This window comes from Anaerocolumna sp. AGMB13020 (genome assembly GCF_033100115.1).
Lineage (GTDB): Bacteria > Bacillota > Clostridia > Lachnospirales > Lachnospiraceae > Anaerocolumna.
Genome location: NZ_CP136910.1, coordinates 2,171,095 through 2,191,064 on the forward strand (window position 1 = coordinate 2,171,095; position 19,970 = coordinate 2,191,064).

Sequence of the window (19,970 nt, forward strand, 5' to 3'; positions counted from 1 at the left end):
TCTTTTCTTTCACTGGGTATGCTGTCGGAGCATTCTACAAGGTATTTTACAGGTTATATTCATCGTAAAGCTTCTGAAATCCCGGTAAGGCTCCTTCTATGCTGCTCTTTCCCACACAGTATGCTATGCGGCAATATCCCGGGCAGCCAAAGGCAGAGCCGGGTACTACAAGAATGTTATATTTCTTTGCCCTCTCACAAAAAGCTTTATCATCCTCTTCTAGTGTCTTAACGAACAGGTAAAACGCTCCTTGCGGTTTCACACAGGAATAACCATACTCTATGAGACTATTGTAGAGCAGCTCCCTGTTCTCGTTATATACAGAAACATCTACTTCTGAATCCAGGCATTTTGCAACCACTCTCTGAATAAGAGAAGGAGCGTTAACAAACCCAAGTATTCTATTGGCAACATTGGCTGCTGCAAATACTTCCTCATAATCATCTGCTTCTGTTGGTATTACAAGATATCCGATACGCTCTCCCGGAAGAGACAGTGATTTACTGTAAGAATATCCCACAATCGTATTCCTGTAGTATTTCGTAATATATGGTACCTCTACCTCTCCATAAACAAGCTCCCTGTAAGGCTCATCGGAGATCAGATAGATAGAAGTATTTAACTCTTCCTGTTTCTTTTCCAATACCCTTGCAAGCTCCTTAATGGTTTCCTCGGAGTATACTACACCTGTAGGATTATTCGGTGTATTCACAATAACTGCTTTTGTCTTTGGTGTAATCTTTTCTTCCAACTCTTTCAGATTGGGCATGAAGGTCTGTGTATCAGGGCTGATTACTACCAGCCTGGCATCATAATTATCTGCGTAATTTCTATACTCTCCGAAAAAAGGAGCAAAGGTTATTATTTCTTCCCCTGGATTTATTAGCGTCTTTAATATTACATTTAATCCGCCTGCTGCACCAACGGTCATTAAGATGTTCCCTGCATGAAATGAGGTACCATGGCGTTTGTTTAAGAAGTCTGCAATTTGCTCCCTTACGTCTTCATACCCGGAATTGTTCATGTATCCGTGCACCATGTTGGTATCTTCATGGGTTATAATGTCTATTACTGCCTCTCGTACGGAAGCAGGGGGTACCACACTGGGGTTTCCAAGGCTGAAATCAAATACATTCTCTTTTCCGTGAATCGCTGCCAGTCTTTTTCCTTCTTCGAACATTGCTCTGGTTATTGAGCTGTTCTTTACCATAACACTCATCTTTTCAGAAATCATAGATAACCTCTTTCCTTTTTATGTGTCTCATTGTATTTCTTATCAGTATAGCATACTGATATTCTTGAATACAAGACATGCCATCGAACTATTTTTTATGAAGAAAAATAATTTTTTACACGAAAAAAGGCTGTTGCATTATAAACAATGATGCTGCAAGAAGCCCCCTGACTTTCCCCCTTGTGGCTGAAATACATATACTCAATTTCGTGTGCCGTAATCGTACAAAACTTATTTGCTTTTCGTACACAAAATCTGCAATATGTCTTTCAGGCAATGCATGAAAGGAAATCCAAGGGGCCTCTTGCAGCTTTACATTCGTTTTGCAACAGCCCCTGATATGCTTAATTAAAACGTATATCCAGATAATCTCTGACGATCTTAACGCACTTATCAAAACCCAGCTGCTTGCTGTTCAGGCACAAGTCATAATTCTTTGCATCTTCCCAGTCTCTGCCGGTATAATAGCGGTAGTATGCAGCACGGCGTTTGTCAGTCTCGATTATTTTCTTTTCCAATTCTTTGGCGGGTAAACTAAACATTCCTTCCAGTCTTGTTACACAGTCCTCTAAAGAGGCATGTATAAAGACTTTGATTACATTGTCCATATCCTTTAGGATATAATCCGCACATCTTCCTACGATAACACAGGACTCTTCTTCTGCCAGACGTTTGATAACCTTTGCCTGGTAACTGAACAAGTTATCATTGGAGACAAAATCTTCCCTGTCGGGCTGAATCAGCTCGCCTTTATATTCTCTTCTGGCTATGCGGTATAACAGACTTTGCTTCAACTGCTCATCGGCTCTGCCGAACAGCTCCTCATTTATACCGCTTTCGTCCGAAGCAAGGCGCATCAGCTCCCTGTCATAATAATGGATTCCCAGCTCCTCGGCAAGCATCTTACCCATTGTTCTGCCGCCGCTGCCGTAACCTCTGGCAATGGTAATTACATAATTTTTCATATTGCCCTCTTTTCCGAATATTCAATCCTCAACAGAATATTCTTTAATCTACTAACTTCTGTCTGTATACCTGTCATACCTTAAGACCAGTACCAAATGTATTACTCACCCAGGTAAGCTTTTTTAACAGAATCATCATTAAGCAGATCACTTGCCTTACCTTCCAGTACAATTTTACCGGTCTCTAAAACATATGCTCTGGAAGCGATGGATAATGCTTTTTTTGCATTCTGCTCTACTAACAGAACAGTCGTACCACTTTCACTTATTTCCTTAATTATATCAAAAATCTCAGAAACAAACAAGGGAGACAATCCCATGGAGGGTTCATCCATTAATATGATTTTAGGCTGGGACATAAGGGCGCGTCCCATTGCCAACATCTGCTGTTCTCCACCGCTTAGGGTTCCGGCTATCTGATTTTTACGCTCTTTCAATCTGGGAAATCTGTTGTAAACCTTGTTTAAAGTGTTTTCGATTTCCGTTTTGTCTTTTCTGGTATAAGCACCAAGCTTCAGATTCTCATACACTGTCAGTTCTGCAAATACTCTTCTGCCTTCGGGTACATGGGCCATTCCCATGGTTACTATTTTATGGGCAGGTATCTTTGTAAGATCTTTGCCTTCATACAGTACACGGCCTGCTTTCGTGCCAAGCAGTCCCGTAATGGAATGGAGTATCGTCGTCTTACCTGCACCGTTGGCGCCGATCAATGCGATAACTTCCCCTTCCTTAACTTCAAAGGATACTCCCTTTAATGCCTGAATAACGCCATAATATACGTTCAGGTCTTCTATTTTTAACATTGCCATTGTACCCCTCCTTTATTCTCCCAGATATGCGGTAATAACCTCGGGATCATTTAAGACTTCCTCAGGAGTACCGGATGCAAGTTCCGTGCCGAAATTAAGTACCAGTATCTTCTCACAGATACCTGTTACCAGCTTCATATCATGTTCAATTAATAAGATCGTAATGCCATATAGCTTTCTGACCAGCTGTATGGTATCCATTAACTCAGCGGTTTCATTGGGGTTCATACCAGCTGCTGGTTCATCTAACAGGAGAAGCTTGGGATTTGTAGCAAGTCCTCTGGCAATCTCTAATTTTCTCTGTTTACCGTAAGGAAGATTTCCAGCAAGATAATCAGCCTCGTTGTCCAGATCAAATACTTTCAGGATTTCAAGCGCCTTCTCATCCATCTCTCTTTCTTTTTTGAAATAAGACCCCAGATGAAGAAAACTCTCTGCCAAAGAGTAGGTATATCTGTTATGAAAAGCAGTCTTAACATTATCAAGGACAGTCATTTTCTTGAATAAGCGAATATTCTGAAATGTTCTGGCAATACCGGACTTACAGATCTCAGACGGGGATTTCCCAACCATATCCGTACCGTCTAATTTGATAGTCCCATCCGTAGGTTTATAAACTCCTGTCAATAAATTAAATATCGTTGTTTTACCGGCTCCGTTGGGTCCGATAAGACCATAGAGCTGTCCCTTTTCGATGGAAAGGTTTACACTGTCTACCGCCCTAAGTCCTCCAAAGGAGATACCTAAATTATTTACTTCCAATAAACTCATAATTTTTCTCTCCTTTCTATTTGATCCTTGCCTTTAAGGTTGGAAATTTAGGCAGTTTAGGCAGCTTACCGCTGTCCTCCAGCTTCTGACGAATTTCAGAAGAATTAAAGAGCATGATTATAATTAGTGCCAATGCGTAAAGTAACATTCTATATTCACTGGCATCTCTTAAGAACTCAGGAAGCAGTGTAAGGATAATGGCCGATATAACAGAACCCCGTATGCTGCCCATACCTCCAAGTACTACGATAACCAATATCTCAATGGATTTATTGTAATCAAAATTTGTAGGCTTTAATACACTTAAGTTATGTCCGAAAAGAACCCCTGCAACTCCTGCAAAGAAAGCAGCAATTACAAAAGCCATGATCTTATAATTGCTTACCTTAATACCAATCGATTCTGCAGCGATGGAATTATCCCTGATAGAGCTGATAACTCTTCCGTAACGGGATCTTACCAGATTTGCCAGCACAATCAGCGTAATGACTACCAGTGCATACACCCATTTATAATTCGTATATCTTGGTATACCGCTTAAGCCTCTGGCGCCTCCGGTAAAACCAAGGAAGTTGATGACAGAACGAACAATCTCACCAAAAGCAAGAGTTACAATGGCAAGGTAATCTCCCCGAAGCCTGAGCACCGGGATACCGATTACTACACCAAGTAAAGCTGCCATGATACCACCGATAATGATACCGATAATAAAAGCCAGAGGACCCGGAAGTCCGGTATGATCCTGTGCAAAAATTGTAAAAAGGGAGCCGGAATAAGCGCCGATTGCCATAAAGCCGGCATGTCCCAAGGACAACTCTCCTAAAAATCCAGTCGTAATATTTAAGGATACTGCTAATATTATGTTGATTCCTACAGGTACTAAAAGGGATTTAAAATGCCTGGTAGCAAAATCCCCTTCCATGACCAGCATAAGCAATATATAAATAATAACTATCACTGCCAGTTTTATCAGGTTCTTTCCGTTAAGGATGCTTCCTGTTTTTTTCGCGATTTCTTTCCCCATATGCCACCTACACTTTCTCTATACTGTTCTTGCCAAGAAGACCGGAGGGTTTAACCAGCAGAACGATTACCAATACACCAAATACGATTGCATCAGCTAATTGTGTTGATATATACGCTTTGGAAACACTCTCGATTACACCTAAAAGGAGTCCTCCAAGCATTGCACCTGGTACACTTCCAATACCTCCAAGTACAGCAGCTACGAAAGCCTTGATACCAGGCAAAGCACCCAGAGTCGGTTCAACAGACTGGAACTGACAAATAAATATAATACCTGCCACTGCAGCAAGTGCAGATCCAATAGCGAAAGTCATTGATATGGTACGATTAACATTAATTCCCATTAATTGAGCTGCTGCTTTATCCTCAGAAACTGCCCTCATGGCACTGCCTGCTTTTGTTTTATTGATAAACAAGGTTAGGGCTGCCATACAAATAAAGGTAACCACTAATGTCACCAAAGTTATTCCAGGTATGGTTATACCTGCTATTTTAACTGCCTTCAGGTTAATGATAGATTTAAATGTTATTGGATTAGCCGTAAATATTAGCTGGGCTAAATTTTGTAGTAAGTAACTTACACCAATTGCTGTTATAAGAACTGCTAATGGCGGTGCTTTTCTTAGCGGTTTATAAGCAACCTTTTCAATCACAACACCTATAATTGCACATACTAAAATCGTAAATATAACAGCAGGTACCACTGGCATCTTTAGCCTTGCAATAAAAACATACAAACTATATGCACCAACCATGATAATATCACCATGGGCAAAGTTTATCATTTTGGCTATACCGTATACCATGGTATAACCCAAGGCAATCAAGGCATAGATACTCCCCGACCTTAAGCCGTTTATTAATTGTTCAATAATACTTTCCATATCGACCTCTTTTCTGAATATCCAACCCGCTTGAATATTCCTTCTTCATAAGCTTATTCGCTTGGCCCGGAAGCCTTCTCCCCCAGCTCTTCCGAATAAAGCGAATAGTCTTAAGTTTACCTGATTAAAAGAAAGAATTTGGACCAAAGACAGTTTCCCTGTCTTCCGTCCAAAATTCTTTGATTTACAGTTCTGTAAAATATATTACTCTACTGTTTTAGCAGTATATTCTCCGCCTTTGATTTCTACGAATTTAGCACCTTTATTTGGTTCACCGTCAGCATTAAAGGTAACGGTACCGGTAAGTCCCTTTACTTCAATCTCGGTCATAGCTTTGATTAAATCAGCACTGCTGGTTTTACCGGCTTTTTCAATTGCTGCTTTGATTACATATACGGTATCATAACCATCTGCTGCGAACTGGTCCGGTGTTGCATTGTATTTTTCTTTGTATTTTCCAACGAAAGCCTGTACTGCGGAATCTGAGTCGGTTGCAAGGAAAGGACTTAAGAATACTGCACCTTCCAATACCTTTGTATCTACTACCTTATCAATTACACCATCCCAGCCGTCAGAACCGATAAAAGGAAGAGTGATACCAAGCTCAGAAGCCTGGGTTGTTATATAAGCTGCATCCTGATAGTATACAGGAGCAAAAACGATCTGGGCATCCGTTCCTTTAATGGATGTAAGCTGTGTATTAAAGTCTACCGCATCGGTTACGAAAGCTTCTTTTGCAACGATTTCACCGCCCAGAGCTTTTACTTCGCTTTCAAAAGCATCTGCTACTCCGGTACTGTAATCATCCGCATTGTTATAGATAATTGCTACTTTTTTATTACCTAAGGTCTCAACTGCATATTTTGCCATTGTCTGTCCCTGAAGAGGATCGGTAAAGCAAAGACGGAAGGCATTGGGATTCTTGGTTAAGTCTGCTGCTGAACCAGAAGGAGTAATCTGCAGGATTCCATCTGCACTGGTCTGATCAGAAATTGCAAGGCCTGCACCACTGGTTACGGTTCCTAGTAAAGCCTGGATTCCTTTATCCATTAATGTGTTATAAGCTGCCATAGCAGTATCGCCATCAGCTTCATCATCTTCAAACTGAAGAACTAATTTCAGTGTCTGGTCCCCAGCCTTAACACCGCCTGCATCATTGATTTCCTGAATGGCAATTTCAGCACCCTGTTTTACAGAGATACCATAAGAAGCTGCTGCTCCTGTTAAAGGTCCTAAACCACCGATTAAAAATGTACCATCTCCGGAAGCAGTATCGTCACCGCCAGCTCCTGAACTGTTATTCTTTGTACCGCAGGCTGCTAATGAAGCAACTGCCAAAGTACCCAATAAGCCAAGGCTTACAACTCTCTTAAATAATTTTCTCATAGGTCTCCTCCATCATATTAATATATCTTATACAGCTACAACTTAACCATTGGCATATTAATGCATTAAAGTACTAATGTAAAAACAAAAGCTTATGGTGTATTATAAGCTGTTAAGTAATATATATAGTATATTGAAAAAAGGCGTTCAAAATACACATACCTTGAACGCCTTTGTTCTGTTTTATCTTACTATTGTCATTTTCATTTGTCAACAAAAAATTGATTAATCGATTCATTCAAATATTCGATCAAGTGCCAGACTTCATACCCTTTTCATATCTTGCGGATATTTGTTATGATGCAGTAAGAGAATGTCTCTGCTCAAAAATTCTCATAATTAGCCAGTTCACCGCCGCACTTATCACAGAAATCGAGACCTACAAGCGTAATGCCTCCACAATCAGGACATATCATTTTCTCAGGTAATATCTCCTTCTCAACAATCTCGTATTCCACGGGTTCCGTGCTGGTTTCTGTACCGTTTTCTGATTCTTCCAGGTTTTCTTTTTTTATCGTTTCCTTAACAATGGTCGGAACGCTGGTCTGAGCGGTTTTGTTTGGCTTAGCCGCATTTACCAAACCCATAATTTTCTTCAGGATCACTTCCGGATACCCCCTAAATAATATGGTCTTCTTCTCTATATTTATTCATCAGCCGTTTGAATATCTCTCCATTGGTAGGTGGCGTATAGGTTATTGCATTGGCACCTGCCTCAATGGTTTTTAAGATACTTTCTTCTGTAGGCCCGCCGGTTGCTATAATGGGTATTCTGGGGAATTCCTCCCTGATCTGCTTTACAATTTCATTGGTCCTGCCGGCACCGGAAACATTTAAGATATCCGCACCTGCTTCAATTCTGGCACGAATATCCGTTTTCTCGGAAACTACGGTTATTACAATGGGAATATCAATTTTCTCCTTTAAATAAAGAATTGTTTCATTGGGGGTAGGCGCATTTAATACAACTCCTACTGCACCTTGAAATTCCGCATCTTCTGCCAGATTAAGTACCCTGGGCCCTTTGGTGGTGCCACCTCCGACACCGCAAAAAACCGGAACGTCTGAGCAGTTTATAATAGAGTGGGTGATAATCGGCTGCGGTGTAAAGGGATAGACTGCTATCACTGCATTGGCATTACAGTTTCGTATAATAGCTACATCTGTAGTAAATACAAGGGATTTAATTAGTTTTCCAAAAATGCGTATCCCACTAGCATGATCAATCGCTTTGGGCACACGAATCATATGTTTGCGTAAAACACCATCAATTTCCGGCAGAAATTTCTCCTCCATGTCTTTTTCCACGGGTTTTCATGACTCCTTACACCCGCGAAATACACCTCTCTCCCTTTGTTATTTTATATTTGTCACAAGTACTTTATACGGATTCTTCCAGCAGTGTATTATTATAGTGGCTTCCCCTCATCTCAATCTGGGGAACTCCCTTTTTCTCAATGTAATCTCTGGTAATGGTTACTTTTCCAATGTTGATGTCCTTTGGTATTTCATACATAATATCAAGCATGAACTCTTCAATTATAGCACGCAAAGCTCTGGCACCGGTTTTCTTCTCCAGGGCTTTTTCTGCAATAGCTTCCATTGCGCTTCTGTCAAATTCCAGACGCACCTCGTCTAAAGCAAGAAGTTTCTGGTATTGCTTTAAAATAGCATTTCTTGGCTCCATTAAGATCTTAATAAGCATGTCCTTCGTCAGGCCTTCCAGAGAATATATAATCGGAAGACGTCCTAAGAATTCCGGTATCATCCCAAACTCTCTTAAGTCCTCTACGGCAACCTTTAACAGCAGGTTCGGGTCATCGTCATATTTATCCTTTAAGTCTGCACTAAAACCAATGGAGGATTGTTTGTTCAGTCTGGCTTTGATGATTGCATCCAGATCAGGAAAAGCTCCGCCGCAGATAAAAAGAATATTCTTGGTGTTTACAGTAGTTAATGGAACCATAGCGTTTTTGCTGGTCGCACCTACCGGCACCTCTACTTCGCTGCCCTCTAAGAGTTTCAGCAAGCCCTGCTGAACAGATTCACCACTTACATCTCTGTTATTTGTGTTCTTTTTCTTTGCAATCTTATCGATCTCATCGATGAAAATGATTCCACGTTCCGCCTTCTCCACATCATTATCAGCAGCTGCCAGCAGCTTTGATAAGACACTCTCTACATCATCACCGATATAACCGGCTTCCGTTAGAGAAGTAGCATCTGTAATAGCTAAAGGTACATCCAAAAGCTTAGCCAGGGTCTTTACCAGGAAGGTCTTACCGCTACCCGTAGGTCCGATCATAAGCATATTGGACTTCTCGATCTCAATATCATCCATGGTATCCGTAGCAACTCTTTTATAATGGTTATAAACAGCTACTGAAAGCACCTTTTTGGCATGCTCCTGTCCAACGACGAAATCATCCAGTTTGCCTTTAATAATATGAGGGGAAGGAATATTCCTTATATCCAGTGTCTTAGCACCAGCTTCTTCCGTTTCCTCTTTCTTTTTCTTTAATTTCTGACTTTTTGGTACTTCCTTTTGCACGTTGTTCATATTCATCATATTAGCGGGAAATCCCATCAAATCCATATAAGGCATTCCATTGCTGTTGATGGTGTCAAAGGTCTTTTGCATACAGTCGGAGCAGATACAGATATTATTGGGTATTCTCATCATCTTTCCGGCTTTGCTCTCAGGCCTTCTGCAGATATAGCAGACTGTCTCATAATCCTCTTTGTCCTTTTTCTCTGTATCCTCTATATTTATATCCTTCATTTCATCCTTTAAATTATCATCCCTTACATCGTCTTTCATTCTATCATCTCCTTCTCCTTAAAGCCAGCTTTAAGGTTTTGCCGCTATCACCAGTATGAGGGGGTAAATATTACATAAATTAATCTATTAAATATCATTCATATATTAAATATATTTTTATATTATAACGTAGCAATTTGTTGTATACAATAGAATAATATTGAATTTTTTCTAAAATAATTATAATAAAAAAACAAACAGGCTGCCATAAAACAGCTTTTTTTCAAACAGCTATCTTACCGCAGCCTTTATATTAACTATATTTTTAGTCGTTTTATTGATTGGATCAGACTTCTTAACCTTCCGGAAACCATATGCTCTGAAAAAGAAAGAATCCTTTATTGATTATTGTTTGTTTCAGGATTTCCAGTTAAAGTAACCTCAAAGGTTTTCTCTTCAAATTTACCATTGGAATTTCGTTTCACTGTAATGGATATCTTGGATCCTACACGGTAGGAATTTACCTTTTCCTTCAGCTGAGTTCCTGCAGTTACTTCCGTATCATTCACCTTCGTGATAATATCACCAGCTAAAATACCTGCATTAGCCGCACTGCCGCCATCAAAGGTTGCTTTTACATAAACACCTAACGGCCAGCCGTACATCTGAGAAATCTCTTCCGTAACATCCTTAATACTCACACCTAAGTAGCCTTTCTCTTTCTCCGTCAGTACTTCTCTGCTCATTAGCTCATCGATAATCGGTATGGCTCTGGAAATAGGGATTGCAAATCCCATACCTTCAACTTCACTGGAGGCATACTTAACGGTATTAATACCAATTACATCTCCCTTTAAATTAATCAGGGCACCACCACTATTACCCGGGTTGATAGCAGCATCCGTCTGGAGCAATACCATTTTCTTCTGATCCACCTGGACCTCACGGTCTTTTGCACTGATATATCCTACTGTGGTAGACTGTCCATACCCTAAAGCATTACCGATAGCAACAGCCATCTCCCCTACCTTCACTGCATCTGAGTCACCAAGCTTCGCAATCTTTATCGTCTCTAAGGTGCTGGCTTTTATCTTGCTTAAGTCAATAGAAATAACTGCAAGGTCTGCCGTGGAATCAGTCCCTTTAATAATAGCCTCTGCTTCTGTTCCGTCAGTAAATTTAACATTAATCGGGTTAGCTCCTTCCACCACATGGTTGTTCGTGGCAATCAGAAGTTCCTTATCATTCTTTCCAACGATAATTCCAGAGCCGCCGCCTTCACTTTCCTGGTCATACTGCTGACCAAACCAGTCATTATAGGTCTGGGTATAGGTTGAAGTTATCTGTACGATAGAAGGCATGGTCTTATCAATAACATCGGTAACATCGGTTTTCTGTGAAATCTTACCGTCTGTAACAGCCGTCGAGGATAATAAAGGCCCTTCATTGTCTGTGCTTAAAGAGAAACCGTCATTACCGCCAAAACTCATATAAATTGGTTCTGCATTTGGATTAATCCTATAATAAACCGTGTTAAAGCCTACAAAAGTCAGACCTGCTATTAAACCGAAAGCCACTGCAGATACTGCCAGCTTTCCAACAGTTTTAAAGAATTTGCTTTCTTTCTTTTCCTTTATGTCTGACTGTACATTATAAGCAGACTGATTAAAGTTGTAGGAGCTATAAGTATCATAACTTTTGTTTTCTTTAAACTGTTGATAATTCTCATAATTCTGACTGCTGCCAGTACCTGTTATCTGCTCAGCCCAAAAGCTGTAGGTACCCTGAGCCGGCTTGCTTAACCGATATACACTGTCACTCTCTTCCTTCTTCTCATTTACCGGTTCATTTATAGTACTGTCTGCCGAACTCACGTCAGTACCGGTAGATTCAAAATTATCACCGTTTGAGATTTCTTCATTCTTCTTTTCATTTTCAAAGAATTCATCTGACATAGTTGTTCACCTTCCTTATTTATTACTTTCTTTATTAGATGCCTTATTCCTTCATCTACTTTATTGATTTACGTCATCATTCTATCAGTATTTTGTGTAGAGTCTGTGAAGAATAAAATATAAATTACAATTTTTTTATCAATAAACTGTAAAGATAAATTGTCAAAACAATAACTGGCAAAATCATAATCGGCATAATCATAACTCACATAATAGCTTAATTATCAGATTCTGGAGAGTTTCTTTTTCGATTGCTTGCAGTACAAATCGATGGGTACGCTACTACTTTAATAATGATTCATCAAACATAGAAGAGATAAATTTAACCTCTGGATATTTATGTTCTGTTCTTTCGAACAAACTACTTTTCTCTTCTTCCTTTAGATATCGATTAAAAAAATTCAATACATATTGATTTGTTATATAAGAAACTCGCACCCCATCCACGTTTCCAATCAGCCCTGTAAACCGGAGTAAGGGACTGATCAGCTGTAAATCTGTATAGTTGTAATGAGTGGTATTCTTTATATATAATATGTCTCCTCCCTTTTTAGCCGTTGCCTCTATCTGTTTATTTTCCAGCTCTAGCTCATATTTTGCCTCTTCAAATTCCATTTTTGATATTCCCATGTTCTCTAAATCATGCTTCGTCGGTTTATAATCCGGTGCCGCCATATTATGAATCGATATGGCCTGCTCTGAATACATAAATAAAAATGGCTTTGCCAGAGGTTCTTTATTTCTATATCCATAAAGTGAGCCATCCTCATTAATTCCTGCTTTGATTCTATTATCATAACAGGAATCATAGGCAGCCGCCCCACCAAAAGAATGCCCAATGGTACCTATGTTTGACATATCAATTTTCCCGGTAAATTTATTGCGTATCTCACCCGAATTGAATTTTTCAAACTGATCTATGGTATATAGAATATCTTTTGTCCATTCTTCACCTATTTTACTATTTGAAGCATAGGAATCCTCATCAGACGAAATAAAGTGTGTTGCTTCTCCATCCGGAAATAAGGTTGCAAGCGTATTGTAGGTATGATCGATTGATGCAACAATGTAACCATGGCTGGCGAGTTCTTCGACCTGGGTTACCTGGAAGAAACGAGATGTTCCCATACCATGACTCATTACGATAAAAGGATAGGAATCCTCCATCGAAGATACTTCACAATTATCATAAGAATTACTTTTCGTATATGCTAAATAATCGATTAAGAATGCAGGGATTTTTACCGCCTGAGCGCATTCTTTTAAAAAAGCTTTCCCATCAGCTAACAGATAGGATCGGCTGTTATTTTTAACCTTCTTTGCAGGATACCACACCTGTACTGCCAATTTCCTCTTCTCATTCTTATGATTGGTAAAAATCTCATCCCTGTCCTTATCCGTAAAATAAAAGATCTGGCTGCCTACTTCATATTTCCCGGAAGGCTTCGGTAATTTTGGTACAGGTAGAACTAGTGCTGCAAGGGTTGATAGAAGCATTGCTAAAGTGAATACAACAGCAATGCTTCTGTTTGCAATGTTTACTGTATTTGGAGTCTCTATTTTATTTCTTCTTTTATAAACAGAGACTCCTAGAACAACCAGTGTGCTGCAATAAGGCAAAAACAATTGCCACCGCAAGCCTTCCATCGCATAATGAACCACTAGTATCAATGCAGCTAGGATGCTTACCATGAATATCTTCTGTAATGCTCTTCTTTTGCAGAAGACAAATAAAACAATCATGTAAAAGTTGTTCAATATTAATAATGCTTCCAATAACCTCATAATTATTTACCCCCGCCCAATATCACTGCTCGATTCCGAGAACTATTTTGCGAATAAAATTAGTAAACCAAACAGCCGCTTCTAATTGCCATAATCATAACTGCCATAATCATAACTCATATAATCACAATTGCCATACCAAAACTGCCATAATCATTACTCACATAATCATACATCCAAATGATAACATACGATTTCAGGGGAATTGCACAAAATAGAAAGAGCGAATGCGCCTATGGAAAGGTATTAGAAGCCCTTTTCTCTGAATCTTTTGTGCTATAATGTAAAACAGATTGTCTGAGCGTAGCGAGTTATCTGTTTTGCATTATGCCAAGCACAAAATATTCAGAGAAATTAGGGCTTCTTATACCTTGTAATCGAAGCATGAGTTCTTTCTATTTTGTGTAATTCCCCGTCCCCCTGTTAAAACCCCACCCTTTTGCCTTCAATTACATTTAAACCTATCTGCACTTCACCAACACAATGACTTCCCAATGACTTCCCAAACACTCCCTAAATGAATCTTAAGAATTTCAGTTAAATATTAAGAAAATTTTGTATTGTGGAAATTCTTTCAATCATGTATTATAATAATGTCATTTAAGGACAAAATTAAATTAAAGAAACCAAGAAAAATGCCGTTGGGCAATGGAGTTTTGAATGATAAAAGACAATGAAAAGACTTTAAACCGAATAAATGTTGTAGCTGATGGCATAATCCTGATTTTGGCATATATACTTACCTATTATCTTCGTTTTTTTACTCCGTTGCGGTATCTTGTGCACTTTGATCCCAATGCGGGTTACTATGATATTTTTATTTATATAAGAATACTATATCTGTTAGTACCGGGATATCTGGTAGTTTATTATATTTGCGGGTTGTACAGTGCCAGTCCTATTCAAAGCAAAAGACTTACCATGTGGAATATCTTTAAGGCAAATATATTAGGTACATTATACTTTACCTTCCTTTTATATGCAACCAACGAAAGCCATTATTCCCGATATCTGATTTTTATCTTTTTTGTAGTTAATATACTATTGGATTTGATCTACCGTTTGATAGTCAGTGCCATTCAAAGTGCCGCGAGAAAAAAAGGATACAATCAGAAGAAGGTACTATTGGTCGGCTACAGCAGAGCGGCTCAATCCTACATCGACAGGTTACTTGCCAATCCTCATTGGGGGTATGCCATATATGGTATCCTGGATGACAATGTAGGCAGTGATACAACCTATAAAGGCATAAAAGTTATTGGATCCATTGAAGAGCTGTCAGAATTACTTCAAATGAATAAACTGGATGAGATTGGTATCACTCTGAGTATCGATGAATATTCGAAGCTGTCAAGAATCGTAAATTTATGCGAGAAGTCGGGAGTACATACCAAATTCATTCCGGATTACCAGGACCTTTTACCGACCATTCCTTATACAGAGGACTTAGACGGACTGCCGGTAATCAATATCCGTAATGTACCTCTTACCAATTTTGTTAACCGAATCATGAAAAGGGCCGTGGATATCTTTGGTGGTATCTTTGCATTACTGCTCTTTTCAATACCTATGATTATTGTAGCCCTTATTATCAAAGCAACTTCCAGCGGGCCGATTATCTTTACCCAGGTTCGTATAGGAAAGCACAATAAGGAGTTCAAGATGTATAAATTCCGCTCCATGGAGCTTCAGCACGAATCCAAGGAAAAGAAAGCCTGGACAACCTTTAATGATCCCAGAGTAACAAAGATCGGCAAGTTTATCCGAAAGACCAGCATCGATGAATTACCGCAGTTATTCAATGTACTAAAAGGTGAAATGAGCCTTGTGGGACCCAGGCCAGAACGTCCCTTTTTCGTAGAGAAGTTCAAGGAAGAAATTCCAAGATACATGATAAAGCATCAGGTACAGCCTGGTATAACTGGCTGGGCTCAGATAAATGGTTTCCGCGGAGACACCTCGATTCGTAAGCGAATTGACTGTGACTTGTACTATATAGAGAACTGGACACTTGGACTGGACTTTAAAATATTATTTTTGACCATATTTCATGGTTTTGTAAACAAAAATGCTTATTAAAAAGGTCGTAACCGAAAAATAGGAAGCTTTTCCAATGCGTCCTGTAAAAGAAAGGTAAATATCATGGCTGTAAAAAAGAAAAGAAAACGCTTTAAGACGAAAGTTGTTATTATATTTGATTTGATACTTCTGCTTCTGGTTGTCAGTGTAGGTTATTATTTCTGGAAGGCCTCCAAAATGCAGGTGGATAAATCCGGCGATTCCTCCATCGTTACCAACAATCCGGATAATGAGGATATGGAGGGATATCGTAATATAGCCGTGTTCGGCGTGGACTCCAGAGACAATTCCGTAAAACAGGGTACCCATTCCGATACCATTGTAATCGTAAGCATAAACAATAAGACCAAAGATGTTAAACTGGCTTCCATTTACCGCGATACCTATTCCAAGATTCCGGATGAAGACAATGCTTTCAATAAGATTAATGCCGCATATTTTCGAGGCGGTTATCCATTGGCACTTAATACCATCAATACCAACTTCGATTTGGATGTAAAGGAATATGTAACAGTTAACTTTAAGGCAGTTACTGAGGTAATCGACCTGCTGGGAGGTATCTCTCTTGACATTACAAAAGAAGAATTAAAGTATGTAAATGGTTATACCAAGGAACTGAATAAAATCAATGGCACCAATGTGGGCAAGCTAAAATCAGCCGGAACACAGGTAGTAAACGGTACTCACGCTACAGCCTATGCCAGAATCCGCTACACCAAAGGAGATGACTTTAAGCGTGCTGAAAGACAGCGAATTGTAATCCAGAAAATATTTGAGAAAGCAAAAACCGCTGATCTTATAACCATAAATTCCATTCTGGACAAGATATTACCCATGATTCAAACCAATCTGGACTCCGCAAAGCTGTTACTGCTTGCCAAAGATATCATGTCCTACGATATTGTGGATGAAACCGGCTTCCCTTTTGATAAAAGAGCCTTTACCTATCACAAAGTATCCTATGTATTTCCGGTAGATTTAGTTGCAAATGTAACACAGCTACATCAGTTCCTCTTTGAAACAACCGATTATGCTCCTTCTGATAAAGTAAAAGAAATCAGTGCAGAATTAAAGCAGATTACTGATAACAATTGATAAATTAAATCTATTAATCTCTGATAATTATGTTCACTAAAATCAGGACCACCAGCTAAGCTGGTGGTCCTTAGACTATAGACCTATTGTTGTAGGAAGTTATGATGAATTATGATCTTTACGAAAGATGTTAAGACGTTTTCTATGTCATGATAGAATCCATGCAAAAGCAATGTATAGAACGCCATACGAACTTTTGTAAAAATGATGTTAATAATACTTTTGGATTTCTAGGATAATTTCATTTGAAAGTACAGATTCCAATTACGTAGATTTACTAAAGGCAACCCCCTCCAATATACAGGAAATTAGTACAAAATAGAAAGTACGCATACGCCTATGGAAAGGTATTAGAAGCCCTTTTCTCTGAAAATTTTGTGCTATAAGGTAAAGCAGATTGTCTGAGCGTAGCGAGTTATCTGATTTTCCTTATGTCCAGCACAAAATATTCAGAGAATTAGGGCTTCTTATACCTTGCAATCGAAGTATGCGTCTTTCTATTTTGCACTAATTTCCGTCCCATTGCCAAAGACTCCCGTTTAAAACTAACTATACTAAATCCATATCAACCAATTTCACTTTTGTGCAACCACCACTTCCACAATCTTATCAGCTACCGTTTTAGACGCTAATCCGTCTTCATAAAGCACCAGCCCCCTAAAAAACCCATTGACCCTATCCTCATAATAAGCACTATTGAATTCTAAAATACTATTCTCCAGCTGCTCCATATTTTCAGCTTTGTCATAAGGTAGGGAAGCATAGTCAAAATAAAAGCCTCTGCCATCATCGTATTCTTTCATATCGGATGCATATAAAAATACCGGTTTACCGGTAAAGGAAAATTCAAACATGATATTCGAATAATCCGTAAGAAGAATATCACATTCAGACATCAGCTCGTAGATATCCCGATAATAGGAAGCATTGATAACCCCTTTACCATATTTAAGAGCATTGCTTTGAGCTGCTACAAGAGGATGAAGCCTGACAGCGATCGTCCAACTGCCACCAAATCTCTCCGCAAGAACAGAAAGCAACCGTTCATATTCAAGTGAATATGCTGCCACATTATTTTTACCTTCTCTGTAGGTTGGTGCATAAAGAGCTATCTTTGTCTCTTTTCCTATGCCAAGCTCTTTTCTTAAACGATCTCCGATACCCATTCTGGGTTTGATAAGAATATCATTTCTGGGACTTCCGCATTCTAAGATTGCCCCCTTATACCAGAAGCTTCTGCGGTACATCTTCGTACAGAAATCACTGTTGGAAATATAAAGGTCCGTCATTGCCGAATCCCGTTTCGCATTCTTTATATAAGCTTCTCCAAGATGATCCGCATAGTCTTTTTCAATTTTCTTCAGTGCAATTCCACCATGCCAGGTCTGGATGTAGTATTGCTTCCTTCGCTTCTTTATATAGCTTTCCTTACGGTTATTATCAAGCCATACCCCGGCAGTTGCAAGACTGTAGATTGCTTTTACACTATTGCTCTTATACACAGTGACGTTCTCTGGTGCACCGGCAGCCTCCGGGTGATTGGTAATAAAAATCAGGTCCAGGTCTTTTCTGTGCCTTGCAGCCAGCTCTTCTGTCACATATTTCGCATTGTCACCAAACCCCCAGACATTACAAATAACTACTTTATTTCTCTGTATGGGCAATAAACGAAACAGTCCGAAAAGAGCTGTTATAGACAGATATCTGACTTTCTTATATATTTTAATTCCCCATTCCGGTGAGAACTTTTTTAACTGTTCACGTAAAGCCATCTCTTTAAACCTCTCCTTTTAATTTGAAAAGCTGATTTTATAAGCTCAAACTTCATCAGGCATAAAAATGCTATAAAGTAACATTTTTATGCCTGATTACGAATTAAGCGTATAGGAAGCTCCTGGTGTTGTCCTGGCCGTCATACCTTAGAATATGCTATTTGCATTTCATTTATTGAATGTAACACCACTACACCTTTACAGGCTCGTTTATGTCTCACACAAATTACCTTTCACTCGCGGAACGCCAAATCAGACACATGCATTTTCAGACACCCTCCAGCCTATTCAGAATATCCTCAAATTGTTTTGCTGTTTTAGACCAGCTTAAAGTACTTAAGCAAGAAACTGCATTCTTATCTCTTTCCTTTAAAAGGGAAGGATTTTTAATGGATTCCTTCAGCTTAACATATAAATCCTCCGCATCCAAAGATGTCAGCAAAGCACTATCTTCCGGGAAAAAGTAAGGGAAGGTTCCGTCTTCAAATTCAATAAGGGGTAGTCCTGTTGCAAGCATCTCATAAGGTACCAGGGACACATTACTCATGGAAGCAACCATGCCAAAGTCTGCTCTGCGGTACAAAGAAAGCAATTCTTTCTTCGTCAGCATACCAAGGTTCTCACCGCCTTCGGTACGAAAGCTTTTGTCTTCTCCATAATAAAGAAGCGTTAATTTGATACCATCTGACAGGAACTTCTCCTTCACCTGTTTTAGCATGTGCTGGGTGATATTTGGCAGTCTTTTGCCATAGTATTTTAAGTAAACCGCAACCACGATTTCTTTCTTCTTACCATAACTGTCATAGTCTCTTTTATAATGTGGATATTCAGCGCTTTCATAAGGGAATTCCACAAAATCAACTGGAGATACGGGCTGACAGTTCTTCTCTATCATTTCTTTATTCCAGGCGCCAAGACTTACCATATGAAGTCCCTGCTCATAGGTTTTCTTAGCCATTAAGAACAGCTCACCAAAGGAAAAGAAATATGGTTCATAGTCCTGGATAAAGTACATCTTATAACCGGGTATTCTCTTTGCAAATGCAACGGTGTCCCAGGAAGTTGCTACTACAATATCAGACTTAATATCCTCTAGCTGCTTGTTGGTATACATTTTTCCAAGATATCCCGTAAGATTGCTTGCCGCAATCTCCTCCATGTCCGACTTGCTCTGAGGCTTGTATACCACATACCCCACCTCATGACCAAGCTTTGCAAGCTCCGTTCCCAAACGCAGCATAGAGGTCTGTCCGCCGCTGTACTTAGCCATTCTCTCTACCACAAATAAGATCCGCTTGATCTTTTCCGGTTTATTATTGCTGATAACTGATACATCATAATTTGCTATTCTGTAATTTACAAGTCTTTTCTCCGTCTTAGCCTGTACACTGTGCAAGATACCTTTCACCTTAATCTTTAAGATGCTTTTCCACTTGTTAACCATA

At 39.3% G+C, this 19,970-nt stretch carries 16 protein-coding genes; 2 read left to right on the forward strand and 14 right to left on the reverse strand.

Annotated elements, in window-relative coordinates; genetic code table 11:
• Positions 1-46 precede the first annotated feature (46 nt).
• The 12 genes from R2R35_RS08565 to R2R35_RS08620 form a co-directional block, all read right to left on the reverse strand.
• Positions 47-1,234, reverse strand: a complete 1,188-nt coding sequence (locus R2R35_RS08565) for a pyridoxal phosphate-dependent aminotransferase (protein WP_317734076.1) — start codon at positions 1,232-1,234, stop codon at positions 47-49.
• 344 nt (positions 1,235-1,578) lie between these two features.
• The gene (locus tag R2R35_RS08570) at positions 1,579-2,199 is read right to left on the reverse strand and encodes a cytidylate kinase-like family protein (RefSeq protein ID WP_317734077.1); all 621 of its coding nucleotides are present in this window, start codon (positions 2,197-2,199) and stop codon (positions 1,579-1,581) included.
• A gap of 101 nt (positions 2,200-2,300) precedes the next feature.
• Positions 2,301-3,011 carry an ABC transporter ATP-binding protein gene (locus R2R35_RS08575; RefSeq protein WP_317734078.1) on the reverse strand — a complete coding sequence of 237 codons (711 nt, stop codon included), beginning with the start codon at positions 3,009-3,011 and terminating at the stop codon, positions 2,301-2,303.
• A gap of 12 nt (positions 3,012-3,023) precedes the next feature.
• Positions 3,024-3,782 carry an ABC transporter ATP-binding protein gene (locus R2R35_RS08580; RefSeq protein ID WP_317734080.1) on the reverse strand — a complete coding sequence of 253 codons (759 nt, stop codon included), beginning with the start codon at positions 3,780-3,782 and terminating at the stop codon, positions 3,024-3,026.
• Between the two features lie 16 nt (positions 3,783-3,798).
• Positions 3,799-4,806, reverse strand: coding sequence for a branched-chain amino acid ABC transporter permease (locus R2R35_RS08585; RefSeq protein ID WP_317734081.1), 1,008 nt, complete (start codon positions 4,804-4,806; stop codon positions 3,799-3,801).
• A gap of 7 nt (positions 4,807-4,813) precedes the next feature.
• The gene (locus R2R35_RS08590; RefSeq protein WP_317734082.1) at positions 4,814-5,692 is read right to left on the reverse strand and encodes a branched-chain amino acid ABC transporter permease; all 879 of its coding nucleotides are present in this window, start codon (positions 5,690-5,692) and stop codon (positions 4,814-4,816) included.
• Between the two features lie 204 nt (positions 5,693-5,896).
• Positions 5,897-7,078 (reverse strand): ABC transporter substrate-binding protein, encoded by a 1,182-nt coding sequence (locus tag R2R35_RS08595; protein WP_317734083.1) that lies wholly within the window; start codon positions 7,076-7,078, stop codon positions 5,897-5,899.
• Between the two features lie 323 nt (positions 7,079-7,401).
• Positions 7,402-7,665, reverse strand: a complete 264-nt coding sequence (locus R2R35_RS08600; protein ID WP_317734085.1) for a hypothetical protein — start codon at positions 7,663-7,665, stop codon at positions 7,402-7,404.
• A 31-nt stretch (positions 7,666-7,696) separates the two neighbouring features.
• A complete protein-coding gene (locus R2R35_RS08605) occupies positions 7,697-8,386 on the reverse strand; it encodes a hydrolase (protein WP_331670268.1) in 690 nt (229 codons plus the stop codon).
• A 73-nt stretch (positions 8,387-8,459) separates the two neighbouring features.
• Complete coding sequence (gene clpX / locus R2R35_RS08610) at positions 8,460-9,899, reverse strand: ATP-dependent Clp protease ATP-binding subunit ClpX (protein ID WP_317734087.1); 1,440 nt, start codon at positions 9,897-9,899, stop codon at positions 8,460-8,462.
• A 338-nt stretch (positions 9,900-10,237) separates the two neighbouring features.
• Positions 10,238-11,794 carry a S1C family serine protease gene (locus tag R2R35_RS08615; protein WP_317734089.1) on the reverse strand — a complete coding sequence of 519 codons (1,557 nt, stop codon included), beginning with the start codon at positions 11,792-11,794 and terminating at the stop codon, positions 10,238-10,240.
• Between the two features lie 282 nt (positions 11,795-12,076).
• Positions 12,077-13,486 (reverse strand): alpha/beta hydrolase family protein, encoded by a 1,410-nt coding sequence (locus tag R2R35_RS08620; protein ID WP_317734090.1) that lies wholly within the window; start codon positions 13,484-13,486, stop codon positions 12,077-12,079.
• Positions 13,487-14,239: 753 nt separating this feature from the next.
• Between R2R35_RS08620 and R2R35_RS08625 the strand changes: the two genes are divergently transcribed.
• Both R2R35_RS08625 and R2R35_RS08630 read left to right on the forward strand, forming a co-directional pair.
• The gene (locus R2R35_RS08625) at positions 14,240-15,658 is read left to right on the forward strand and encodes an undecaprenyl-phosphate glucose phosphotransferase (protein WP_317734092.1); all 1,419 of its coding nucleotides are present in this window, start codon (positions 14,240-14,242) and stop codon (positions 15,656-15,658) included.
• A 63-nt stretch (positions 15,659-15,721) separates the two neighbouring features.
• Positions 15,722-16,753, forward strand: a complete 1,032-nt coding sequence (locus R2R35_RS08630; RefSeq protein WP_317734093.1) for an LCP family protein — start codon at positions 15,722-15,724, stop codon at positions 16,751-16,753.
• A gap of 575 nt (positions 16,754-17,328) precedes the next feature.
• On the opposite strand, the gene R2R35_RS08635 is transcribed toward R2R35_RS08630, so the two are convergent.
• Complete coding sequence (locus tag R2R35_RS08635) at positions 17,329-18,525, reverse strand: CDP-glycerol glycerophosphotransferase family protein (protein ID WP_317734095.1); 1,197 nt, start codon at positions 18,523-18,525, stop codon at positions 17,329-17,331.
• Positions 18,526-18,793: 268 nt separating this feature from the next.
• Entirely contained in the window at positions 18,794-19,969 is a 1,176-nt protein-coding gene (locus tag R2R35_RS08640; RefSeq protein ID WP_317734096.1) for a glycosyltransferase family 1 protein, read from the reverse strand.
• Position 19,970 lies beyond the last annotated feature (1 nt).

Bases quoted from the DNA above. Each gene is read 5' to 3' on its own strand.
- R2R35_RS08575 (WP_317734078.1), bottom strand. From the start codon at position 3,011: ATGGCAATGTTAAAAATAGAAGACCTGAACGTATATTATGGCGTTATT.
- R2R35_RS08635 (WP_317734095.1), bottom strand. From the start codon at position 18,525: ATGGCTTTACGTGAACAGTTAAAAAAGTTCTCACCGGAATGGGGAATT.
- R2R35_RS08640 (WP_317734096.1), bottom strand. From the start codon at position 19,969: ATGGTTAACAAGTGGAAAAGCATCTTAAAGATTAAGGTGAAAGGTATC.
- R2R35_RS08570 (WP_317734077.1), bottom strand. From the start codon at position 2,199: ATGAAAAATTATGTAATTACCATTGCCAGAGGTTACGGCAGCGGCGGC.
- R2R35_RS08585 (WP_317734081.1), bottom strand. From the start codon at position 4,806: ATGGGGAAAGAAATCGCGAAAAAAACAGGAAGCATCCTTAACGGAAAG.
- R2R35_RS08615 (WP_317734089.1), bottom strand. From the start codon at position 11,794: ATGTCAGATGAATTCTTTGAAAATGAAAAGAAGAATGAAGAAATCTCA.
- R2R35_RS08600 (WP_317734085.1), bottom strand. From the start codon at position 7,665: ATGGGTTTGGTAAATGCGGCTAAGCCAAACAAAACCGCTCAGACCAGC.
- R2R35_RS08620 (WP_317734090.1), bottom strand. From the start codon at position 13,486: ATGGTAAGCATCCTAGCTGCATTGATACTAGTGGTTCATTATGCGATG.
- R2R35_RS08625 (WP_317734092.1), top strand. From the start codon at position 14,240: ATGATAAAAGACAATGAAAAGACTTTAAACCGAATAAATGTTGTAGCT.
- R2R35_RS08565 (WP_317734076.1), bottom strand. From the start codon at position 1,234: ATGATTTCTGAAAAGATGAGTGTTATGGTAAAGAACAGCTCAATAACC.
- R2R35_RS08580 (WP_317734080.1), bottom strand. From the start codon at position 3,782: ATGAGTTTATTGGAAGTAAATAATTTAGGTATCTCCTTTGGAGGACTT.
- R2R35_RS08595 (WP_317734083.1), bottom strand. From the start codon at position 7,078: ATGAGAAAATTATTTAAGAGAGTTGTAAGCCTTGGCTTATTGGGTACT.
- R2R35_RS08590 (WP_317734082.1), bottom strand. From the start codon at position 5,692: ATGGAAAGTATTATTGAACAATTAATAAACGGCTTAAGGTCGGGGAGT.
- clpX (WP_317734087.1), bottom strand. From the start codon at position 9,899: ATGAAAGACGATGTAAGGGATGATAATTTAAAGGATGAAATGAAGGAT.
- R2R35_RS08630 (WP_317734093.1), top strand. From the start codon at position 15,722: ATGGCTGTAAAAAAGAAAAGAAAACGCTTTAAGACGAAAGTTGTTATT.